General features: G+C 59.2%; 20 protein-coding genes and 1 tRNA gene. 7 read left to right on the top strand and 14 right to left on the bottom strand.

Annotation, left to right across the window (positions count from 1 at the left end; genetic code table 11):
• Positions 1-13: 13 nt before the first annotated feature.
• From purB to P0D52_RS08410, 7 genes are all read right to left on the bottom strand, one after another.
• Positions 14-1,315: an adenylosuccinate lyase gene (gene purB / locus P0D52_RS08440; RefSeq protein ID WP_394692219.1), complete on the bottom strand. Its 1,302-nt coding sequence runs from the start codon at positions 1,313-1,315 to the stop codon at positions 14-16.
• A gap of 180 nt (positions 1,316-1,495) precedes the next feature.
• Positions 1,496-2,257 carry an isocitrate lyase/phosphoenolpyruvate mutase family protein gene (locus P0D52_RS08435; protein WP_394692218.1) on the bottom strand — a complete coding sequence of 254 codons (762 nt, stop codon included), beginning with the start codon at positions 2,255-2,257 and terminating at the stop codon, positions 1,496-1,498.
• The gene (locus P0D52_RS08430; RefSeq protein ID WP_394692217.1) at positions 2,254-3,474 is read right to left on the bottom strand and encodes a threonine synthase; all 1,221 of its coding nucleotides are present in this window, start codon (positions 3,472-3,474) and stop codon (positions 2,254-2,256) included. The genes P0D52_RS08435 and P0D52_RS08430 overlap by 4 nt, the downstream gene beginning before the upstream one ends.
• 191 nt (positions 3,475-3,665) lie before the next feature.
• Positions 3,666-4,355: a DNA repair protein RadC gene (radC, locus tag P0D52_RS08425; protein WP_394692216.1), complete on the bottom strand. Its 690-nt coding sequence runs from the start codon at positions 4,353-4,355 to the stop codon at positions 3,666-3,668.
• A gap of 3 nt (positions 4,356-4,358) precedes the next feature.
• Positions 4,359-5,195, bottom strand: a complete 837-nt coding sequence (map, locus tag P0D52_RS08420) for a type I methionyl aminopeptidase (protein ID WP_394692215.1) — start codon at positions 5,193-5,195, stop codon at positions 4,359-4,361.
• A gap of 94 nt (positions 5,196-5,289) precedes the next feature.
• Entirely contained in the window at positions 5,290-6,966 is a 1,677-nt protein-coding gene (locus tag P0D52_RS08415) for a M28 family peptidase (protein ID WP_394692214.1), read from the bottom strand.
• Positions 6,967-7,020: 54 nt separating this feature from the next.
• The gene (locus tag P0D52_RS08410; RefSeq protein WP_394692213.1) at positions 7,021-7,518 is read right to left on the bottom strand and encodes an acyl-CoA thioesterase; all 498 of its coding nucleotides are present in this window, start codon (positions 7,516-7,518) and stop codon (positions 7,021-7,023) included.
• On the opposite strand from P0D52_RS08410, the gene P0D52_RS08405 reads away from it, so the two are divergent.
• Positions 7,517-8,353: a competence/damage-inducible protein A gene (locus P0D52_RS08405; protein WP_394692212.1), complete on the top strand. Its 837-nt coding sequence runs from the start codon at positions 7,517-7,519 to the stop codon at positions 8,351-8,353. The two genes, P0D52_RS08410 and P0D52_RS08405, sit on opposite strands and share 2 nt — an antisense overlap.
• Positions 8,354-8,403: 50 nt before the next feature.
• Here the strand turns inward: P0D52_RS08405 and P0D52_RS08400 are convergent, their stop codons facing one another.
• On the bottom strand, positions 8,404-8,748 hold the full coding sequence (locus tag P0D52_RS08400; RefSeq protein ID WP_394692211.1) for a hypothetical protein: 345 nt from the start codon (positions 8,746-8,748) through the stop codon (positions 8,404-8,406).
• Positions 8,749-8,917: 169 nt separating this feature from the next.
• Positions 8,918-9,331, bottom strand: a complete 414-nt coding sequence (locus P0D52_RS08395; RefSeq protein WP_394692210.1) for a hypothetical protein — start codon at positions 9,329-9,331, stop codon at positions 8,918-8,920.
• Positions 9,332-9,481: 150 nt separating this feature from the next.
• Here P0D52_RS08395 and P0D52_RS08390 point away from each other — a divergent pair, with 150 nt between their 5' ends.
• Complete coding sequence (locus P0D52_RS08390; protein WP_394692209.1) at positions 9,482-11,371, top strand: von Willebrand factor type A domain-containing protein; 1,890 nt, start codon at positions 9,482-9,484, stop codon at positions 11,369-11,371.
• A gap of 77 nt (positions 11,372-11,448) precedes the next feature.
• Here P0D52_RS08390 and P0D52_RS08385 read toward each other — a convergent pair whose 3' ends face one another.
• Both P0D52_RS08385 and P0D52_RS08380 read right to left on the bottom strand, forming a co-directional pair.
• A complete protein-coding gene (locus P0D52_RS08385) occupies positions 11,449-13,110 on the bottom strand; it encodes a M28 family peptidase (RefSeq protein WP_394692208.1) in 1,662 nt (553 codons plus the stop codon).
• Positions 13,107-13,718 carry a helix-turn-helix domain-containing protein gene (locus tag P0D52_RS08380; RefSeq protein ID WP_394692207.1) on the bottom strand — a complete coding sequence of 204 codons (612 nt, stop codon included), beginning with the start codon at positions 13,716-13,718 and terminating at the stop codon, positions 13,107-13,109. Before P0D52_RS08380 ends, P0D52_RS08385 begins: the two co-directional genes overlap by 4 nt.
• A 136-nt stretch (positions 13,719-13,854) precedes the next feature.
• Between P0D52_RS08380 and P0D52_RS08375 the strand changes: the two genes are divergently transcribed.
• Positions 13,855-13,941: transfer RNA gene (locus P0D52_RS08375), tRNA-Leu, on the top strand.
• 251 nt (positions 13,942-14,192) lie between these two features.
• On the opposite strand, the gene P0D52_RS08370 is transcribed toward P0D52_RS08375, so the two are convergent.
• Together P0D52_RS08370 and P0D52_RS08365 are read right to left on the bottom strand one after the other, a co-directional pair.
• Positions 14,193-16,283 carry a TonB-dependent receptor gene (locus P0D52_RS08370; RefSeq protein ID WP_394692206.1) on the bottom strand — a complete coding sequence of 697 codons (2,091 nt, stop codon included), beginning with the start codon at positions 16,281-16,283 and terminating at the stop codon, positions 14,193-14,195.
• A gap of 72 nt (positions 16,284-16,355) precedes the next feature.
• A complete protein-coding gene (locus P0D52_RS08365) occupies positions 16,356-16,706 on the bottom strand; it encodes a hypothetical protein (protein WP_394692205.1) in 351 nt (116 codons plus the stop codon).
• A 141-nt stretch (positions 16,707-16,847) separates the two neighbouring features.
• Here P0D52_RS08365 and P0D52_RS08360 point away from each other — a divergent pair, with 141 nt between their 5' ends.
• A complete protein-coding gene (locus tag P0D52_RS08360; RefSeq protein WP_394692204.1) occupies positions 16,848-17,456 on the top strand; it encodes a DNA-3-methyladenine glycosylase family protein in 609 nt (202 codons plus the stop codon).
• Between the two features lie 143 nt (positions 17,457-17,599).
• On the opposite strand, the gene P0D52_RS08355 is transcribed toward P0D52_RS08360, so the two are convergent.
• Positions 17,600-18,777, bottom strand: a protein-coding gene (locus P0D52_RS08355; RefSeq protein ID WP_394692203.1) for an IS3 family transposase whose coding sequence is annotated in 2 segments (ribosomal slippage) — positions 17,600-18,525 and positions 18,525-18,777 — 1,179 coding nt in all. Because the reading frame shifts where the segments join, the coding sequence is not laid out codon by codon here.
• Between the two features lie 183 nt (positions 18,778-18,960).
• Between P0D52_RS08355 and P0D52_RS08350 the strand changes: the two genes are divergently transcribed.
• The 3 genes from P0D52_RS08350 (at position 18,961) to P0D52_RS08340 (ending at position 21,382) form a co-directional block, all read left to right on the top strand.
• On the top strand, positions 18,961-19,533 hold the full coding sequence (locus P0D52_RS08350) for a hypothetical protein (RefSeq protein ID WP_394692202.1): 573 nt from the start codon (positions 18,961-18,963) through the stop codon (positions 19,531-19,533).
• The gene (locus P0D52_RS08345) at positions 19,526-20,326 is read left to right on the top strand and encodes a pentapeptide repeat-containing protein (RefSeq protein WP_394692201.1); all 801 of its coding nucleotides are present in this window, start codon (positions 19,526-19,528) and stop codon (positions 20,324-20,326) included. The genes P0D52_RS08350 and P0D52_RS08345 overlap by 8 nt, the downstream gene beginning before the upstream one ends.
• 102 nt (positions 20,327-20,428) lie before the next feature.
• On the top strand, positions 20,429-21,382 hold the full coding sequence (locus tag P0D52_RS08340) for an NAD(P)H-dependent flavin oxidoreductase (protein ID WP_394692200.1): 954 nt from the start codon (positions 20,429-20,431) through the stop codon (positions 21,380-21,382).
• Positions 21,383-21,881: the final 499 nt, after the last annotated feature.

Here is a 21,881-nt window from a genome sequence, read left to right as displayed (position 1 = left end):
CTTCTCCTGTCTGTCAGTCTGTAAAGACCCGCGCGAAAATCGTTTCAACATGTTTGAGGTGGTACGCCTCATCAAAACAAGTTTCGATTTGTTCATCCGACAGGAATTTACCAACGTCGGCATCGGCTTTCAGATGGTCCATCAGCCGTCCGCCTTCATCCCAGGTTTTCATGCCATTGCGCTGGACCAAGCGGTATCCGTCCTCGCGGGACGCGCCGGCCTGTGTCAGGGCCAGGAGAATGCGCTGGGAATTGTGGATGCCGCCATAGGCTTCGAGATTCTCCCGGCAGCGATCTTCATTGACGATCAGCTTTTCGATCATCCCGGCGGTGCGGTGCAGGGCAAAGTCCAGATGGACGGTCGAATCCGGCCCGATGCCGCGTTCGACGGAGGAGTGGGAGATGTCCCGCTCGTGCCAGAGCGCGACGTTTTCCATTGCGGGCACAACCGCCATGCGCACCAGGCGCGCCAGACCGGTGAGGTTCTCTGTCAGGATCGGATTGCGCTTGTGCGGCATGGCCGACGAGCCTTTCTGCCCCTTGGAGAAAAACTCCTGCGCTTCACGCACTTCCGAGCGCTGGAGGTGACGCACCTCGACGGCGATGTTTTCAATCGCTGAAGCAATCAGGCCCAGAACGGCAAAGTAATTTGCATGCCGGTCACGTGGAATGACCTGCGTGGAGATGGGCTCGATGGACAGCCCCATCTTTTCGGCGACATGCGCTTCAACTGCCGGATCGACATTGGCGAATGTGCCGATGGCGCCGGAAATGGCGCAGGTCGCAATTTCGTCGCGCGCGGAAACCAGACGCGCCCGGTTGCGGGCAAATTCGGCGTAGAAGCGCGCAAATTTCAGGCCCATCGTCGTCGGCTCGGCGTGGATGCCATGGCTGCGGCCGATACAGGCGGTGAATTTGTGCTCCATGGCACGGGATTTCAGCGCTGCCATGACGCGGTCCACACCGGCGATCAGGATATCGGCGGCATCTCGCATCTGCACGGCCAGACACGTATCCAGCACATCCGATGAGGTCAGGCCCTGGTGCACATAGCGGGCATCCTCGCCCACCAGCTCAGCCAGATGGGTGAGGAAGGCTATCACATCGTGTTTGACCTCGGCCTCGATCTCATCGATCCGGTCGACATCAAATGTCTTGTCTTTGGCCTTCCAGACGGCTTTCGCCGCGGCTTCCGGCACAACGCCCAGCTCGGCCAGCTTGTCGGTGGCATGCGCCTCGATCTCGAACCAGATGCGATACTTGTTTTCCGGTGACCAGATGGCCGCCATTTCGGGCCGTGTGTAACGAGGAATCATGCGGGAAGCGCTCCTGTCTGCGAGGAAGGCGGCTTAATGCTCCCGGGGCGGGGGGAGGTCAAGGCCTGCCCCTTCACCCTCGGGCGCTCTGCCCTTGCAGGGCTCGCACCCTTTCCCTCTCCCTCGAGGGAGAGGGAGGCGCGCGAAATCTCGAAGCGATGAGCGATCAGGGTGAGGGGGTTAGATATACAATTTTGCCGCCCGCTCGGTGAGCGAACGCATGGCCTCGCGATAGGGGGCAGGACCATGGCTGATCCGGGCAACGCCCAGCTTCGCCATCTCGGCAATCGACGGCGCACCGTCTTTCATATAGGCATTCACGGGCAGTTTGGTGTGGGCACAGATCCGGCCGATCAGGTCCGGATCGGTGAGGCCGGGAATGAAAAACCCGCTCGCACCCGCTTCGGCATACACGTCACAGCGATCGGTCGCTTCCTTCATGTGATCGGCATGGCTGGCCGGATCGGATTTCAGGAAAACATCCGTGCGCGCATTGATGAAGAGCGGAATACCGGTCTCGTCGGCCACCGCGCGGATGGCGGCGATCCGGTGGGCCTGATCCTCGATCGAGTGCAAGCCTTCGCCGCCGACCACTTGATCCTCGAAATTGAGGCCGACCGCGCCGGTAGAGATCAGACCGGCGATATTCGCGGCCAGAAATTCCGGCCGTTTCGCATACCCGCCTTCAAAATCGATGCTGACCGGAAGGTCGGTACTGGCCGTAATCCGCGCGGCAACCGCCAGCAGCGTGTCTTTCGGCAGCGCATGCCCGTCCTCGTAGCCCTGCGCAGCCGCGACTGACCAGCTGCCGGTCGCGATGGCTTTTGCGCCGGCTTCGGCGACCGCCTTCGCGCTGCCCGCATCCCAGACATTATAGAGCACCAGCGGGGCGCCCTTTTTGTGCAGGGCATGAAAGGCGCGGGCTTTTTCAGCTTGGGTCATAAAGATTTCCAATCAATCTCGTTGTGACGATCCAGTTTTCGCGACGTATCCGGCATGGAGAATTTCAGGCCCGAGCCGCAATTATAGAGCACGACATCAGCGTCGCGTTCGATCAAGCCGTCGGCCATCGCCATTTCCATGGCGGCATAGGTGGCCGAGCCTTCCGGCCCCATGAGCAAGCCATCTGCGGCGCCGATCCGGTGCCAGCAGCGCTGGATATGCTCGTCCGTCACGGCCAGCGCCGCGCCGCCACTCTCGCGCACCGCCCGCAGGATCAGGAAGTCGGCGACAGCCTTGGGCACGCGCATGCCCGCCGCCATCGTGTCGGCGTCCATCCATTCCTCGGCATGGTCCGCGCCTTCATTGAAGGCTTTCACGATCGGCGCGCAGCCTGTGGACTGGACCGCAAACATCTTGGGGCGCTCCGGCCCGATCCAGCCGAGCTCTTCCATCTCGTCGAAGGCCTTCCACATGCCGATCAGGCCCGTGCCGCCGCCCGTAGGATAGAAGATCGCTTCGGGCAGTCGCCAGCCCAGCTGGGCGGCGAGCTCCAGCCCCATCGTCTTCTTGCCTTCGGCGCGATAGGGCTCCTTCAGTGTGGAGAGATCAAACCAGCCCATCGCCTCCTTGCCCGCACCGACCAGCGCGCCGCAATGATGGATCAGACCGTTGACGCGAAACACCTTGCCGCCCTGCAGGCAGGTCTCCTGGATATTCACTTCGGGTGCATCTTCCGGGCACAAGACATAGGCCTCCATCCCGCCGCGCTTGGCATAGGCGGACATGGCCGCGCCCGCATTGCCCGCCGTCGGCATGGCGAGGCGTTTGAGACCAAAACTCTTCGCCATGGAAACGCCCAGCGCGAGGCCCCGCGCCTTGAAGCTGGCGGTCGGCAGACGGCTTTCATCCTTGACGATGACGCGGCCGGTCGCCCCGGCCATTTTCGCAGCGACCGGGATATCGATCAGCGGCGTATCCACTTCACCGAGCCGCAGCACATCTTCATCACGGGCGACGGGCAGAAGCTCACGCCATTTCCAGAAACCGCCATCCCGTACCCAGATCTCATCGCGGTCGATCTCGGATTTGGCTTTCGCCAGATCGTAGCGCGCCAGCAAGGGCTTTCCGGCGGCGGACAGATTGTGCGGGCGGTCCTTCTCATAGCGCTCGCCCGTGGCGGAACACTCAAGATGGGTGAAATAGTTTTTATAACTCATACGCGATTGTTAGGCGGCACGGGGGAGGGCGGCAAGCGGCCTGAGGTGAATGGCTCCCGTTTCCCACTGCGTCTTCCTCCGGCTTGACCGGAGGATCTCAAAACCGGTGAGGTCGTCCGGTCAAGCCGGACGATGACGGCGCGTGTTTGAAACGCGGTAGCGGTTCGCTGAGTATCGGCTGGGTGGAAGTGTCAGATCAACCCCAGCGACTTGAAGCTCGCCGTCGTTTCGCGGCCAATGATCAGGTGATCATGGACGACGATGTTGAACGGCTTGGACGCATCAATAATCGTCTTCGTGATCTCGATATCTGCGGTCGAGGGGGTAACCTCGCCGGAGGGGTGATTGTGCACCAGGATGATGGCGCTGGCTTCATGGGCGAGGGCGCGTTTGACGACTTCGCGCGGATAGACCGGTGCCTGATCGACCGTGCCTTTGGAAATGACTTCATCCGCCATCAGCCGGTTTTTCTTGTCCAGAAACAATACCCGGAATTGCTCGACGGGCTCGTGCTGCATGGCGGTGCGGCAATAGGTGATGAGCGATGACCAGGACGAAATGACGGGCCGGTCCAGCGCGCCTTCCAGTGCCATGCGGGCGGAGGCCGCTTGCAATAGTTTCAGATCAATCGCCGTCTTCTCCGAGACGCCCTTGAGCTCGGTCAGGGCTTCGACAGATGCCGCCGCGACCCCGCCCAGATCGCCGAAACGGGCAATCAGATCCTTCGCGAGCGGCTTGACATCCCGGCGCGGGATGGAGCGGAACAGGAAGAGTTCGAGGAGTTCATAGTCGGCGAGCGCATCGCCGCCGGCCTTGGCGAAGCGGGCTCTGAGGCGGTCACGATGTCCCGCATGGTGGGGTGTCGCCGCCTTTTCCGTCATGCGTTATGGCGCATAAGGCGGACAGTCGAGCCCGGCAGGCGAGGCGGTGAAGATTTCGACCCCGTCTTCTGTCACCCCGACCGAGTGTTCAAACTGCGCCGACAGGGATTTGTCCCGTGTGACGGCGGTCCAGCCATCGGACAGGACCTTGGCGTCCGGACGGCCCAGATTCAGCATGGGCTCGATGGTGAAGAACATGCCCGGCTTCAGTTCAACGCCTTCGCCGCGGCGGCCATAGTGCAGCACATTCGGGCTGTCGTGAAACAGGCGTCCAATGCCGTGCCCGCAGAAATCCTGAACCACTGAACAGCGATTGGCCTCGGCGATTTCCTGGATCGCCGCGCCGACATCACCCAGCGTGGCACCGGGTTTGACCTCGGCTATGCCGGCCATCATCGCTTCATAGGTGACTTCAACCAGTCGCTCGGCCTTGCGGCGCGGTTCGCCGACAATGAACATGCGCGACGTATCACCATGCCAGCCATCGAGCAGGATGGTGACGTCGATATTGACGATATCGCCGTCCTTCAAGGGTTTCGGGCCCGGAATACCGTGACAGATAACGTGATTGATCGAAGTGCAGGAGGATTTGGTGTAGCCGCGATAGCCGAGCGTGGCCGGCACGCCGCCCTGTTCGAACATGAAATTGCGCACGGCATCATCGATTTCTTCGGTCGTCACGCCGGGTCTGACCATCGGGACAATGTGATCCAGCGCCGCCGCCGCTGCGTGACCGGCCTTGCGCATGCCCGCAAAGCCATCCGCGCCGTGCAGCTTGATCCGACCGTCGCGCGAAACCTCGTCCGCGCCGTCATCCTGAACGTCATATGCCAGATTCATGACCTGTCCTGTGCCCTGTTCCGCTTCCATATAAACAAAACGCGCGGCGTTTGAAACGCCGCGCGCCTGTCATTCGGCATTCAGGAATTATTCCCTAGCGATCCGAACCATAAAAATCGCCGAAGAAATCACCTTCATTCCAGGTTGGCGCGGTATCGTTATTGGCGATCTCGCGCGCGATCAGGAAATTGATATTCGCGAATTTCGCGCCCTGTTCGTACAGGATGACCATTTCCTCATCACTATCTGGCTCGTCGGACTGACGGTGATAATGCGTGGACAGAAAGCCCATGAAACCTTCGCCCTCATCCCAACGCGGATCGGGTGAGGAAAAACCCGTCATCAGGAAAACGGACGGGATGCCACGGCGCACGAAATTGTAGTGGTCCGAGCGGATAAAGAGATTCTGCTCGGGCAGGGGGTCCGGGCTGACCTCAATCCCCATCCGGGCGGCGGCCCGTTCAGTGATCGGACCCAGCGATGAGCGTTCCGCGCCAAAGGCGACGACGTCGGAAAATTCATAAACGATGACCGGCATGTCCAGATTGACATTGGCCACCATGGCCTCGGCCGGAACCGTCGGGTGGAAAGCAAAATATTCAGAGCCCAGAAGGCCCTGTTCTTCCGCCGCCAGCGCCACGAACAACAGGGAGCGGCGCGGAGCGCCGGTTTCCATGAAGGTCCGTGCCGTTTCCAGCATGATCGCCGAACCGGACGCATTATCCACGGCTCCGTTACAGATGCGGTCTTCTTCATTGTTGGAGCGGCAGCCGGTCATGGAAACGCCGTCGGCATCGGTGATACCGACATGATCGAGGTGGGCGGTGAGGACGACGATTTCGTCGGCCAGTTCAGGATCTGATCCGGGGATCATGCCGACGACATTGTTGTCGACAAAGAGCTCGCGGCTGGTCTCCTGGGTCATCGTGACCGTGATATTCAGCGGCATGGAGGCCGGCTCGCCCGCCTGCAGGCTTTCTGCGACGGCCTCGAACGTCGTGCCGGAATTGGCGAACAATGCCTGTGCACCCTCCAGTGCCACACCCGCACCGACTAGAAGATCGCTATAGGCTGGCTCTGCGCCTTCCGGAGCCAGCGTGATGTTAGAGGCGCTGACCGCGCGCTCGGCAAATCGCGCATATTGCTCTGCGGCCGTTCCGGACAGCTGGATATAACCAATCGCGCCATGACGGGCCGCGGTTTCGCGCTTGGTGGAGGTGCGTTGTTGATGCGAGCGTTCGTCCGACGGCATGATGTCCGGCGCGCCGCCGAAATAGGCCACGATGCGGCCTTCCACATCGACGCCGGCATAATCATCATAGCCATGATGCGGCAGAGACAGGCCATAGCCCACGAAAACGACTTCGGCTGTGATCGAGGATTCATCCAGAACCGGGTGGCCGGCGATGATCAGATCGTGCCCATTCTGCAAAGCGACCGCGTCGTCGCCTTCGCCGATGACCAGCGTGCCGCCAGATGCAACGGACGTCATGACCTGCATCGGGACTTCGGCGAAATAGCCGCCATTTTCGCCTGCTGGCTCCAGGCCCATCAGGCGGAATTGCGAGGCGACATAATTCGAGGCGATGTCATAGCCGTCAGAACCCGCTGCGCGGCCACCCATCATGTCATGGGCCAGGAAACGGATATGCGCTTCAATGTTGGACGACGGGATGTCCGGGACAAAGTCCTCTTCGGCGGACTGGGCGCAGGCCGTAGCCGGAATGAGGGCGAACAGGCTGGCGGCAGCCAGGCGGGTAAACAGTTTCACAGGAGAGACCTCTTGGACAAATTTTTCGGCACTATAGTCGCGATAGATAGAGCATCAATCGCTGGCACCTAAACTTTCCGTCATCAGAGCGTCTTCGATGTCCGGCAGAACGCGGTAGTGCTTTACCAATGCAGGTGACATGCGCGTCGGCCGCCCCGTGCGCAGTTTGAAGCAGACCAGATCCATCCGGGCGCGAAAAATCGTCTGTCCGGTATCCGCCCGACGGAACTGATAGCGGCGTTCCGCGCGAAGCCGTCCATCGGACTTCGTGATCCAGACCGCGCAATCCAGCGCGTCGCCCGCATGGCAATGGCCCAGATAATCGCACTCGGAGCGCACAATCGCCATGCCATGCTCATAGCGGACAAATTCGGTGCGCGGATGCTCTGGCACATCAAAATCCCAATGAGCCCAGGCGGTTTCGTCGCCCCACGTCAGATAGCGCGCATTATTGACGTGGTCGAACTCGTCCTCGTCGGCTGTGGTCGCGATAATGCGGTGAATGAAGGGCGAGGGCAGGTCCCAGCCGTCAAATGTCTTGGCCTTGGTCATGACCATTGCCTATATCCGTCGCGGCGAACGGATGAAAGGGTGGATGATGGGCGACACAAAACAGGTCAGGGCAGCAGTGTTGCTGATTGGCGATGAACTTCTGTCCGGACGAACGCGCGACATCAATCTCTCCGAAATCGCAAAATTCCTCGCGCCGCTCGGTGTGTCGGTTGCCGAATGCCGCATTGTACCGGATGAGCCGGACGAAATGGTGGCGGCGATCAATCATCTTCGCGCGAAATATGATTACGTCTTTACAACCGGCGGGATCGGCCCGACGCATGATGACATCACCGCGGATGCCATCGGCGCGGCTTTTGGCCAGACCGTCGATGTCCGCGACGATGCGCTGGCCATCATCGAAGAGTGGTACGCCAAAACGAAGACGCCGCTGACCGAGAGCCGCAAGCGTATGGCGCGTGTGCCCTCAGACGCCATCCTGATCAGGAACCCGGTCACGGGCGCGCCCGGTTTCCAGACCGGGAATGTCTTCACTCTGGCCGGTGTGCCGAAGATCGCCCGCGCCATGCTGGAGGATGTCGCGCATCGCATTGAGGGCGGAGCGGTGACGCTTTCGCGTACGGTCGCGACCGGCGGGCTACGCGAGGGCGATCTGGCGGAAGGACTGGGCGTTCTGGCCAGCGAATATCCCGCCGTCTCGATTGGCTCCTATCCCTATTTCTATGAAGGATCGGATGGTGAGATCCAGCGCGGCACGAATCTGGTCGCGCGCGCAACCGATGAGAAAATGCTGGACGAGGTGGTCGAAAAGCTCGCCGATCTGTCCCGCTCCGTCGGCGGCAAGCCGGTCATTGATCCACCGGATGCGAAATAAAAAAGCGCAGGGCGGTGAGGCCCTGCGCCTTTAGAGATTGCCCGTCTGGCTTATGCTTGCACAGCGATTTCGAACAGTTGACCGTCGAGGTCACACACGTCGATTTCGACTTCTTCCACGACACTGCCATCAGCCAGCGTAAAGCGGAAATCGTGGAAGCAATGATCGGTATCGGCAACGACCAGCGTTGCAATTTCTCCACCGGTGGTCAGAGCGCCATCAGCGATCAGATTGCCGCTCCAGCCGTCTGTCGCGGACGGAGTCGTGTGAATCTCGACCACGTCCTGGCCGGTCGCATTGACGAAGGTGATTGTGCTGGAAAGGCTTTCCGCGATGACCGGGAAAGACAGGGCTGCAGCCATCAGGGCAGATGCAGAAAACAGGGCGAATTTCATGTAGCGGTCGTCCTTTCAGAACCACCGGACCGCCCGGCGGCATACTTTCGACCGGCACCCATGATCTGCCTGAATCACCTTGTCAGCAAGGGAAATCGGCGGCCACACTGGCGTCCGGATTGCGGCGGATTGGCGGCGGATGAATTGTGGAGGTGGTTGCCCGAATTCGTTAGCTATCGTCCGGCAATGGGCCAAGCATAAAAGTGTTTTTAATGGCGCGACTGACAAAAATATGAACCCACATCACCTCGACTGTGTTGGCCTCTAGCCAGGCAGGCGGATTCTTCAGGCCAGATAAAAAGGCAATCCAAAAATATTGGAGGTAGGAGACGTTGCTGTCACCTTTCACATTTTCCGGAATCACACTGTATAATTCTTTCGATTCCCTCTGGAAATCGAGATCGCTTCCGTCTTTGACCGTGCTTGCGAAGTAATAAATTCTCCACAAAAGACGATACTGCTCGGTTTTGAATATTGTTACATCGACGCTGTTAGCGCGCTCTTCTGGCAAGACTGTTCCGCGCCGGGTCATGCTAACGAAAAGCGCTTTATCTCTTTGATTGTCGAGCCAGTTTTTTATCATTGGGGAATCCTAAATGCGTTTTTTATCAAATCTATTGGGCGCGCGATCTGCCGAAATTCGATCTGCCCCATCATTGCCCCATTCCCGTCTGACGATAGTCCTCATGCGAGGGAATGTTGAGTCCATCGGGGAGGGGACAAAGGGAAAACCATGACGAAGAAGCTTCTACTCACGACAGTGGCCGGGGCTTTCGCCTTCGCCGCCATGCAGACCGCGCCGGTTTTGGCCGTCACCGCTCAGGATGACGATGCCCGGCCTGCGGATATTTTTGCGCAATGCCCCACACTGGTCGCCAATCGCGGCTATGGCAGCAATGAGCGTGGACGCGGTCGCCCGCAGCCGACCTATGGCTCTGTGCCGCCGCCCCCTCCGCCGCCACCACCACCGCCTGCTCCACCACCGCCACCACCACCCGCCGCGCAGGAAGCCTCTGATGACAGGGTGATCGTGACCGGGAGCCGAATTCAACGCAGCGAGTTTGATTCGGTTTCGGCAGTCCAGCCCCTTTCGGGCTCGGCATCTAGAGAAGTGGGGCTTGTCGGCCCTCAAACACAACCGCAACCGGAGCCCGGCGATATCGACCGCGAACGCTATAGCGATGTCGAGCGCAATGATGTCGTGCTTGTGTCCGAAGAGCCGGTTTCAACCTTTTCTGTCGATGTTGATACGGCCAGCTATGCCGTTGTGCGCGACTATCTCACCGACGGAAACATGCCTCCGCGGGATGCCGTTCGGATCGAGGAAATGGTCAATTATTTTGACTATTCCTACGATTTGCCGGAGGACCGGGATGCACCGTTCGCGGCCAATGTCACCGTCCTGCCCAACCCCTGGAATGAGAACACCCAGCTGATGCATATCGGTGTTCAGGGCTACGACATTCCGCGCGAGGAGCGCCCGCGCGCCAATCTGGTGCTGCTGGTGGATGTGTCCGGCTCGATGGGTTCACCAGACAAGCTGCCCCTGGCGATCGAGGGCATGCAGATGCTGGTCGAAAATCTCGATGATGACGATACCGTCTCCATCGTGGTCTATGCCGGGGCGGCTGGAGCGATCCTCGAGCCCACGCGTGGATCCGACCGGCATTGCATCAATGCGGCGCTGGGCATGCTGGAAGCCGGAGGCTCGACGGCGGGCGGTGAAGGCCTGCGCCTGGCCTATGATTTTGCCCGCGAACATTTTGACGAAGACGCCGTCAACCGCGTCATGTTGCTCACCGATGGCGACTTCAATGTCGGCATTACCTCGGACGAGCGGCTGGAAGATTTCGTCACCCGCGAGCGCGAAAGCGGCGTCTATCTGTCGGTCATGGGGTTCGGACGCGGCAATTATAACGATGCGCTGATGCAGACCCTGGCCCAGAATGGCAATGGCATCGCTGCCTATATCGACACCGAGCGGGAGGCCCGCCGCTTCTTTGTGGAAGAAGCCTCATCCGCGCTCTTTCCGATCGCCAATGATGTGAAGCTGCAGATCGAGTTCAATCCGGCGCTGGTCGCGGAATACCGCCTGATCGGATATGAAACCCGCATGCTCAATCGCGAAGACTTCAACAATGATGAAGTCGATGCCGGTGAAATCGGCTCCGGCCATTCGGTCACCGCAATCTATGAGATCACGGCACCGGACAGTCCGGCCCTTCTGAATGAGCCGCTGCGCTACGCCGAAGGCGTTGAGACCGAGACCGAATTTTCCAACGAATACGGCTTCTTCCGCGTCCGCTATAAAATGCCGGGCGAAGATGAGAGCCGTCTGATCGAATTCCCGATCACCACCGCCAATGAGGTGGAAAGCGTGGATGCGATCAGCGACGATGTCGGTTTTTCGATCGCGGTCGCCGGCTTTGCCCAGCTTCTGCGCGGCGATGAATACATCGCCGACGAGGCGTTTGACTATGCCCGCGTGGCGCGGCTGGCGGATCGTTTCCTCGGCGAGGATGAATTCGGCTATCGCGCAGAATTTGTCAGCCTCGCAGAGGCGGCGGACCGGGCCGACAGCCAGTCGCCGCTAAAACCGGGTGCGCAAGACCCGGCGCGATAGTGGCATCTCCCGGCTGATGAAAAAGGGCGCGGACCGTTGATCTGGTCCGCGCCCTCATCAGCGGCGGAGGGACACAGCTATTCCGCGCGCATCTCGTCCCGCAGGGCCCGCCAGGGCGTGCCTTCGGTGAAGTTCGGCCAGTCGCCGGACTGCGACAATTGCCAACCGAGCTCGAAATAGATCCGGGCATCCTCGGTCACGCCGCCCAGCCGCCAGACATAGGGCCGGTCGATCTCATCGGCGGCGTGGTGATAGCCATTGGCCATATACCAAGCGAAGCCCCGATTGATCCGGTCATCGGCGGCGGCCTGTTCGGGCGTCGGTGCGCCAACCGCATACAGGCCCGGCACGCCCGCCTCGATGAAGGGATAATGGTCGGACCGGTAAAAGCCGCCGGCCGCCGGATTGGGATCGTCGATCAGATAGCGGCCATAGCGCGAGGCGGGGCTTTCCAGCGCGGTCTGCAGGTCATTCGTGCCCAACCCTGGCACCACCATCAACCCCCAGTGATCGGCATAGGGAAAGTGGGCATCCATATTCAGCACGCCGGCAATATTGCGTAATTCGCACGGTGAGTGGTCGACAAAATATTCCGCACCATAAAGGCCGCGTTCTTCTGCGGCCGTCGCAAAGAAATAGATCGAGCGGCGCGGCGCTTCCGGCAGGCTGGCAAAGGCTTGGGCGATATTGATCAGCATGGAGGTGCCGATGGCATTGTCGACCGCCCCGTTGAACAGGTGATCATCGGTCGGCGCATCCGGATTGACGCCCATATGGTCCCAGTGCGCGGAATAGACGATGCATTCCTCCGGCGCGCCCGTGCCCTCGATCATGCCCACCACGTTGCGCGTCGTCGTTGATGACACCGACCCGGTCAGGCGGCCGGATGCCATCAATTCGGTATCAATGGCGGTAAAGCCCGGCTCGGCAGCGGCCGCATACACCGTGTCATAGTCCAGGCCCACCGCCGCCATCAGGCGCGCCGCAGCCGGCTGACTGATATGTGCAAACAGGGTGAGATCGGCTTCCGGATCATCCAGCGAATACTGGACGCCGGACGCACCACCGCTGGACAGTGTTTCCCAGGGATAGCCGGCGCTGGCCTCGGTATGGACGAGCAAGACGGCCTCCGCGCCCAGCTCGGCGGCCAGATCCGCCTTCGACCCCATCAGACCGTGCACAGACAATGCATTGCCGCCGAAGAGATCGTCATTGCCGGTGGCTGTGCCGGGATCACCGCGGAAGAGGATGACGGTCGCGCCCGTCAAATCCATGCCGGCATAATCATCCCAGCCTTCTTCTTCGGCGCGTATGCCAAAACCGCCAACGACAATACGCGAGGTGTCCAGCTGCAGTGTCTCGGCGGGCTGTCCGGCATACAGCACAAAATCCGCGCCGCGTTCAAAGGCGATGTCGCCATCCGGTCCGGTAATCGACATTTCGCCTCCACCATCGGGGCGGAACTCGGCCAGTTCGAAGGGCTGCATGAAGGAGCCATCAATCGCCGGGCGGATGCCGGCCTGGGCAAACTGCCCGGCAATGAAATTCACGGTCATTTCCTCACCAACGCCGCCGGGTGCGCGACCCTCGAAGGCGGGCGAGGCCAGGGCGGCGATGTCCTCGCGGATATTGTCCGCAGTGATTATATCCATGGCGGTCAGCATGGCGGGGTCGTCCTGCGCCAGCGCAGGCGTGGCCGCAGCGAGTGCGGCAAGAGACACAAGAGCAAGTGGTTTCATCGTTTTTGACCTTCTTCGGATCGGGGATCGGTTTCATCGGACAGGGGCGCCATCGCCCAGCTGAGCGCAACGGGTTCGCCATTGTCGGTGTTGGAGCGCCAGAGAATGTCGGCGATGGCGTCCAGGTGATCATTGATTTCGGCCATCGCCGCCGGGCTGGGCCGGGCAATCAACCGGAAAAACCCGTGATTTCTCTGGGCACCCTCATGAACGGCTTCACGATCAAAGCCTTCGGCAAAGTCGCGCTCGGCCTGACGCAACATGGCGGCAGCGCAGCGCTTCACGCCCGCTTGATGCTGCGGAGCCTGCAGCGCTTTCGCGAGCCGCATGCGCGGCGCCGGCGTGGCATACAATGTCTGCGGCTTGCGCGCACCGGGCATGAAACGCCGCTCCGAGGCGTGAACAAGACCGACAGCTGCCAGCTTGTGAATGTGGTGATACACGGCGGTCTGCTTCATGCCGATCACCCGCGCAAGATCATCCACGGACAAGGGGCCATCCGCCGCCAGCCGGTCAATGATGGTCATGCGCGGCGCAGAGGCGAGACACGCAATCTGGGCGGGATCGAGAATCCAGTAGGATTCCAGAGGGGGGTGCATATGGCTCATGCGCCGCTTATAATTCGAAATATCAAAATATATTAAATTAAAAATCCGTCAGGCAACCGGATGGCGTCGACAAAGCGCCCCGGCACGGCATCCGGCTCTTTCCCTGTCGGCCTGATCGGCTATGAAGGACGCCTGTGCGGACGTGGCGGAACTGGTATACGCAACAGACTTAAAATCTGTCGCCCGTAAGGGATTGAGGGTTCAAGTCCCTCCGTCCGCACCATTCCAAACCAATTTGCTTCGCAAAATTTTCGATCCTGTGGATCGAAAATCGGATTGGAATGAATCTTGTTGGTTGTTTCCGTTGCGCGCGGCCCGGGCGCGTGTCAGCCCCGCCTGCGATACGGGCCGTGCTCACATGAAACGCGCTCAGGGCTGGGGCGGGACGGAAATTAGTTCGGAGTTCTCATGCTCTAACTTGCGCTTTGGCTGGCCGTGCCCGCCCCGAAACCGGAATTCCGGGGCGGCTTCCGTCTAGCGCTGGAAATGCAGGCGCAGCCAGAACGAGCGGCCTTCACCCGGCAAGCGGTCGCCAACAGCAACATCAGAACCGGCATTGCGGTTATATCCGGCCAGATGGCGTTCATAGCGATGATCGAGGAGATTGCTCACGCCTGCCAGAAGCGTTGCACCTTCGCGGATCTGCCAATCGCCTGACGCGCCGAAAATGACATAGCCATCAGTTCTGGCTTCGCTATTTGTGGCAGAGACGTCATCCTGTTCGGCGACGGCGAGCGCTTCCAGACCCGCAGACCAGTTCACCGCGTCCCGGGTAAGCGCCATGCGCAGGCTGGCCGGGGCAATACGATAGAGATTGTCGTCAATATCGCGGCGTTCCCCGCGGACATAGCTGAAAACACCCTCCAACCGCCAGTTCTGATCAATGGCGTAACCGAAGTCGAAATCCAGCCCGTAGAGGCGGGCGTCGACATTGGCAAACCGCAGGGGCGTGGGATCGCCATTCATGTTCGAGACCATCTCGACCGGGGTGTCGATCACACCCGGTGTAGCGTCAAACGGGACGCCCTGTATGTAGTCATCGACGTGCCGCACGAAGGCGGTCGGTCGAAAATAGGCCCCGTCGCGGGTCCAGTCAAAACCGGCCTCAGCAATGTAGGCCACTTCCGGGTCGAGACCGAGATCGCCGACATAGGTGTTGCCGTCTGCCAGCCCGCCGGAGGCCGGAGTCGGCAGCCAGGCGAAACGTTCCACATAGCCTGCAACGCGCGTTTTTCGCGCCAGCGTAAATCGCCAGGTCACGTTTCCTTCCTGGCGCCAGAACCTTGCGGCAAGATCCAGCGTCTGATCGTCAGTATCGCGGTCCGATGCGTTGAAGGCATTGGCCAGCATTCCGGGCATGGCCGGGACCATCGGGCCGGTCCGGGCGAGGCCGGCATTGGCATTGTGGAGATCGGTTCTGAGGCCCAGTTCGGCATCCCATCCCGATACCTCGCCACGCCATTCTATAAATGCGCCGGTGCGCTGCATCTCGACGGCGGGAAAGCTGTCGAGAAAAAAGCCCGCTGCATTGGGATTGGTGATCCGGGTCGCATGATCATCGCCCTGATGGTCAATACCAAAGCGCCATTCAGCGCCAGCTTGCGGCCAGACAGCGTCCAGAGACAGCGTGCGGCTCTCGCTGTTGGCATAGGTTTCACGCTGCTGCATGGCAGGCGGGGCGGGCCGTAGATCGAAATTGTTCATGGCGTGATCGACGGCCGTATATCCGGCCTCGAAGCGCAGCGTCATTTCACCGGCTGGAAGCGCGTAGAAGCCCCGTGCGAAATCGGTATTGAAATAACGGATATCCATCGCGAAGGGCGGGTTGCCCGTGGCGCCGGTTTCCTGCCGCCGCAGATCAAGGCCGAATTCGTGTCCGTTTGACTGCCAGCCCAGGCCGGCACCATAGACGGTGCGTTGGTGCTCACTGCCGCCAATTGTACCGCCGGGATAATCCACATCATTGCCCTCCTCATTCGAGAACAGAATGTGCATCCGCCATGTGTCGCTGGACGTGCCGACAATGCCGCCAACAGAAAGGGACGCGTCCGCCGAGCGGCCTCCAGCGGTCAGATCATAACGCAGCCGGAAAGCCTCATCGGCAGAGACAAAATCAACCCGTTTCAGGATGGCATTGACCCCGCCGGCGAGGCCGGGACCATCCGAGACCGGTGAAATGCCGCGGTCGACTTCGATCGCAGCCAGCAAAGGGGCAGGCGCATAGTGAAGCGGCGGGTCCATCAGATTGGGGCCGCCGGAGGCAAAATTCTGCCCGTCGATGCGAATATTCAGCCGAGATCCGAAGAGGCCGCGATACTGGACCTGGCCGGACAGGGCACCGTTTCCAATAAGGGCTGCGCCGGGCAAACGGGCCGCCAGCGCCGCCGCGTCCGGGCCGGTATCCGGCTCCATATCGGGCACGATTGCGTGCACCTCCGTCGGCGTCCGGATGCCGGTGACGGTGATAACATCCTGCAAGGCTGTGTCGTGGTTCTGGGCAAAAGCAGGCGTGAGAAAAGCAGACAGGGCCAGCGCACTGACGCTGGCAGCGTGAATTGAAGACATGGATAGCTCCGCAATAGCGAGCACGGCCTCATCGGGCCGGCGTGCCGAAATCAGATTTTGGTCGGGAAAGGCTTAGATAGACGCGCGTAAACCGGCCGGCGGAGCTCTCGCTTGCGGATTCAGACGCGCCGTCGTGGCAATCGTATCGGTTCTGGCCGGGTGTCGCGGCGCGTGAAGAAGGGAGGGGGCGGCAAGTGACCCGAGCGGTGTCGCATCCAGCGCCGCCATTTGCGTTACGCTGAAGGGGCAGTCCTGAGCCGCTATCGGGTCGGGGCGGTCATCACCGGTCAGGTCAATCTCGATGACGTGCCGTTCGATGGCGGAACACACCACGACGGAAATGCGTCCGTCCTCGCCAAACACCGGCATATAGCCAGCGGGCAGGGCGGCGCGCGTCCCCATTGCCATAAAGGCAAGGGACATGAATAGCGCCGCCAGAGGTGCCCGAGAAGAAGACATGCGTCTCAACATGATTTCCGGGTAGGTCATTTGGGATGTCGGGACAATGCGACACTTGGGCCGTTTTGCAGTTGGCAGGCGCGCTATTCTGGCTAGGCTTCCATCATGCCCCATCGCGCCATTCATGCCCGTTTTATCGACACCGCCCGCGAGCTCGGCCCGGAACTCACCGCCGCAATCGAGCGCGCAGGTCCGATCGAGCTGTCATCCCGCGCTGACCTGCCCTTTGCCGATTATCTCTGCCGCGCCATCACCGGCCAGCAATTATCGGTGAAGGCCGCGAAAACCATCTGGGGCCGGGTGGAAGACAGCGCCGCCGGCAAGCCGCTGGCCGAGCATTTCTGCGAAAGCAATACCGATCTGCTCCGCTCCTGCGGTCTCTCCGGCGCCAAGACGAAAACCGTTTGCGCGATTGCCGACCTCGCCCGGCGCGGGGAGTTGAAGGATGATCATCTGCGCGAGATGAATGCCGCGGATCGCACGGCGCACATCACCGCCATCTGGGGCGTCGGCCAGTGGACGGCGGACATGATGAATATGTTCTATTTCGGCGAACCCGATATCTGGCCGGACGGTGATGTCGCCGCGCGCAAGACGCTGGAACGCCTCACAAGCCCGCGCCGGAAGACTATCCGCACGGCAGAACGCTTTGCGCCGCATCGGTCATATCTCGCGCTGTATATGTGGCGTCATGCCGACGCCCCGCCGGTGTGAAGCACTCGGAATTGTATAGTATTACGATCTAGAATTTATATTATGCCACCATGAAAGTGTCGCAGATCATAAATAACGAGCTCAGCGAACTCGCTGAACTAGAAACCGACGCAGTGACCCAGCCCCCTGATCCGGGCTGATCGTTAGTAGAGTCTGTTCGCCTTTCTTTCTGGTTTTGGTTCAAGGTTCAAGGCCCGGTGAGCGGAGCCCATGCGTAGCTCAGGCGAACCGGGCCGGTGTTTGCGGGTTTGCTGGGCGTAGATGACCGGGGCCAGCCCTCCCAGCGAGGTGTGGGGCCGGCAGGTATTGTAGTCGATCCGCCAAGCCTCGATCAGGGTTCGCGCTTCGGAGAGTGACGAGAACAGGTGCTCGTTCAGGCACTCGTCCCGCAGGCGGCCATTGAAGCTCTCCACGAAGCCATTCTGCTGGGGCTTTCCCGGGGCGATGTAATGCCATTCGACACCGCGCTCTTTCTGCCAGCGTAGGATGGCGTGGCTTGTCAGCTCCGTGCCATTGTCCGAGACGATCATGGCCGGCTTGCCGCGCCGGGCGATGATCCGGTCCAGTTCCCGGCCCACGCGCACGCCCGAGAGCGAGGTGTCGACCGTGATCGCCAGTGCTTCACGGGTGAAGTCGTCCACCACGCACAGGGTGCGGAAGCGACGCCCGTCGGTAAGCGCATCCGCCACGAAGTCCAGGCTCCAGCGCTGGTTGGCGCCGCTCGGCAGCAGCATGGGACGGCGCGTTCCCGTGGCCCGCTTGCGGCCCCGGCGTCGGCGTACCGCCAGACCTTCCTCGCGGTAGATACGGTAAAGCTTCTTGTGGTTCGCATTCAGCCCCTCCCGGGCCAGAAGAATGCCCAGACGGCGATAGCCGAAGCGGCGACGTTCGCCAGCCAGGTCGCGCAACCGCTCACGTAGACGCTCATCGCCCGCATCGCGCTTGCGATACTGGAAGGTCGAGCGGTCCAGCCGGACCAACCGGCACGCCCGACGCTCGCTCAGCCCGTGCGCCTCCACCAGGTGACGCGCGGCCCGCCGCTTCACATCGGGCGTTAGAAGTTTTTTGAGGCGAGATCCTTCAGCGCCGCATTGTCCAGCATCTGCTCGGCCAGTAACCGCTTCAGCTTGGCATTCTCTGCTTCCAGCGTCCGTAGACGCTGAGCATCCGACACCGTCATGCCGCCGAACTTGGCCTTGTACTTGTAAAAGGTCGCGTCCGAGATGCCGTACTTGCGGCATAGCTCCTTCGTCGTGACACCCGCTTCGTGCTCGCGGAGCATCCCGATAATCTGTTCTTCCGAATAACGGCTCTTGCGCATCGTCCATCCTCTTCTCGATGGACTCTACCATCCCGTGGCCGGAATTCAGGGGGCTGGGTCACTGGGTCAGAAGTTCAAGGCTCTGTAATAACATCGGTGTCATTGAATGTGCTGGTAAGGTTCGGTGAATGCCAGCTAGAAGGGCCAACATTCACAGCTATTTGCGGGCTCAATAGGTGCCATGTGCGCGTATTTTCTAAGAACTACAAACCAAAAGACGGAACAAGGTTTGCTGACGAACAGGAAGCTATCGAAAAACTTATTCAGCATACACAAGGTGAGAAAGCGGAGGTGGAGCTGGAGAATTCCTTTTCAGCCTCTCTAAGGGGAGGGCTTGCCAACTTGGTCTCTGGAAGAGCTGATTCAGGAACCAAGAAGAATGTTAAGAAGCAAGGAATTAAAAAGCAGAAACTAAATAAAGCACGACGAAATGTAGTAGCTCTGAGTAATGAAACTTGGAAAATAGAAGAGTTCGGTGGTGAAATTTTAGAGGGCCGCAAGTTAGGAAACGAAAATATTTGTGAAATGGTAAGCGAAGGGGAGGTCGGTGGGAATATACATACCGAATTAATTGTGCGGCCCGGTTGGATAAAGGTTGTAGAGCTCTACAAAAAAAACAAGCTCATCCCAGTTGAAATTACCGACCGAAATAAGCTCAAGGTGATAGAGATGCTCATTGCGAGGTCGGTACGGCAAGAAGCCGCTCAAGTAATTATAGCAACCAGTCAAGTAAAAATTGAGACAAAAGATGACTGAGATACCATTAGATCTTATTGAAAATGTTATTGAAGAGCCTACTGGAACGTTTTCTGAACTGCTCAAGGTGGCAAAGATTAATCCTACTCACGAACTGCGAGGGGCTGACCTACGCAATATTGACTTTGAAGGGTGCGATCTGAGCGGCTTCGATTTCTCTCGCGCAGATTTGCGAGGGGCAGATTTTTCTCATGCGAATTTTGTGGGAGCAAAATTCACAGGGGCGGATTTGCGTGATTGTAAATGGCCTGACTCATTTGAATTGTTGATTGCGGAATATTGCTTAAGTCGGTTTAAAGAGAGCAAAAATAAATATGATTATCTAGAGCGGATAAAATTATCATGCAACAATAACACGCACGATTATTTTGAATTGATTGGTAATAAAAAAAAGAAAGAAGGCAATCAAGATTATGAAGGGCTATTTTTTCATAAAAATAATGAAGGTTTCTATTCTCTATCAGAACTGTTCAATTCAATAAAAAATATTGACACATCAAATGATAGTATGCGTCATAAAATGAAAGAAATTTATAAATTCGGTGTAAGGAATAATATGAATTTAGTCGCCACAAAATTAGATGATGGTTTACAATATAGTATTGATTGGTTAAACATAATAAACTCAAATCAAATTTTTGAATTTTGGACAAATGATCAAAAGGAGCATCCAATATTTACGATACACGACCTTCAAAAAGATTCAGGCGATGCTTTGATCTCAGATACGGATCGTTTTTACAATATATTGCTTTCTTGGACCCTCGGTGAAATGGATGGCGTTGAAAGTTGACGCCCGCGCGAACTAGACCGGGTCGATCTTCCACCCTAGTTTCCAGTCCAGATAAACACTGTTTACCCCGGCCATGATCCGGGGAGGGGATCGGGAGCCTTCATGTCCAACGCATCTGATATCGCGCCAAACCTGCGCGTGCCGGTGATCGGCGCACCACTTTTCATCATTTCCAACCCGAAACTGGTCATTGCCCAGTGCAAGGCGGGCATTGTCGGCTCCTTCCCGGCGCTGAATGCGCGCCCGCAAAGCCAGCTGGATGAATGGCTGGACGAGATCACCTCCGAGCTGGACAGCTATAACAGGGCCAATCCCGACAATCCGGCCGCGCCTTATGCGGTGAATCAGATCGTGCACCGCTCCAATGACCGGCTCGAAGCCGATCTGGAAACCTGTGCCAAATACAAGGTGCCGTTGGTCATCACCTCGCTGGGCGCGCGCGTCGAACTGAACGAGGCCGTGCACAGCTGGGGCGGCAAGACGCTGCACGACATTATCAATGTGACCTTTGCGAAGAAGGCCCTTGAAAAAGGCGCGGATGGCCTGATCGCAGTGTGTGCAGGCGCGGGCGGCCATGCCGGCGTGAAATCACCCTTCGCCCTGATCCAGGAAATTCGCGAATTCTTCGACGGCCCGCTGGCCCTCTCGGGATCCATTGCCAATGGCGCGGCTGTCCTGTCGGCCGAGGCCATGGGCGCCGACTTTGCCTATATCGGCTCGGCCTTCATCGCCACCGAGGAAGCGCGCGCCTCAGAGGATTACAAGCAGGGCATCGTCGAGGGCTCTTCCGACGACATCGTCTATTCCAGCCTGTTTACCGGCGTGCACGGCAATTATCTCAAAGGCTCCATCCGCAGCGCCGGGCTCGACCCGGACAATCTGCCGGAAAGCGATCCGTCCGCCATGAATTTCGGCTCTGATTCTGCCAAGGCCTGGAAGGACATCTGGGGCTCAGGCCAGGGCATTGGCGCGGTCAAGGAAGTCGCGCCTGCCGGTGCCTACATCGACCGCCTGGCGGCCGAATACGAGGCCGCGAAACGGCGCATTTGCGGGTAGGCGAAGCTTCCGCTTCTGCCGCAAAGATTGTAAGATGGACAGATGAAATGGCCTCTTGCTTCTATCCTCGCGCTATTGACAGTTGCGAATGGCCATGCGTGTTCGATGTCATGGCGGTCTCAGGATGAGGTCGTTCTAACCGCTCTGAAATCAACCTCCAGCAATCACATTGTATTCTGGGGAAGCGTTGAAGGAGCGGAACATGTATATCCGGAAGGGGCAGTGTTTCCTCCTCCACCGCCAGAGCCGCAATGGTCTGAAGACTGTCCGCAATCGGGCCCCACAACTTGCGTCATTGCCGCCGGACTTGGTCCGCGACCGCGTGGGCCGCCGCCGACCGCTTTGATTTTGGCCTGGAGCATTGAGGAAACCATTTCGGGCCCGGCCGAGCCGGCATTTCAAGATACCTACAGGTATATTGGATTGGTCTATTCATGCGATATTCGCACGCCGCGCCCTGGAGAACGCTGGTTGGTCGTCAGAGAGCCGGGGAGTGACG

The sequence above is a fragment of the Hyphobacterium sp. genome (assembly GCF_043584775.1).
GTDB lineage: Bacteria > Pseudomonadota > Alphaproteobacteria > Caulobacterales > Maricaulaceae > Hyphobacterium.
Note: the sequence above shows the minus strand (reverse complement) of the source record. Positions and strands in the feature narration are given on the sequence as shown.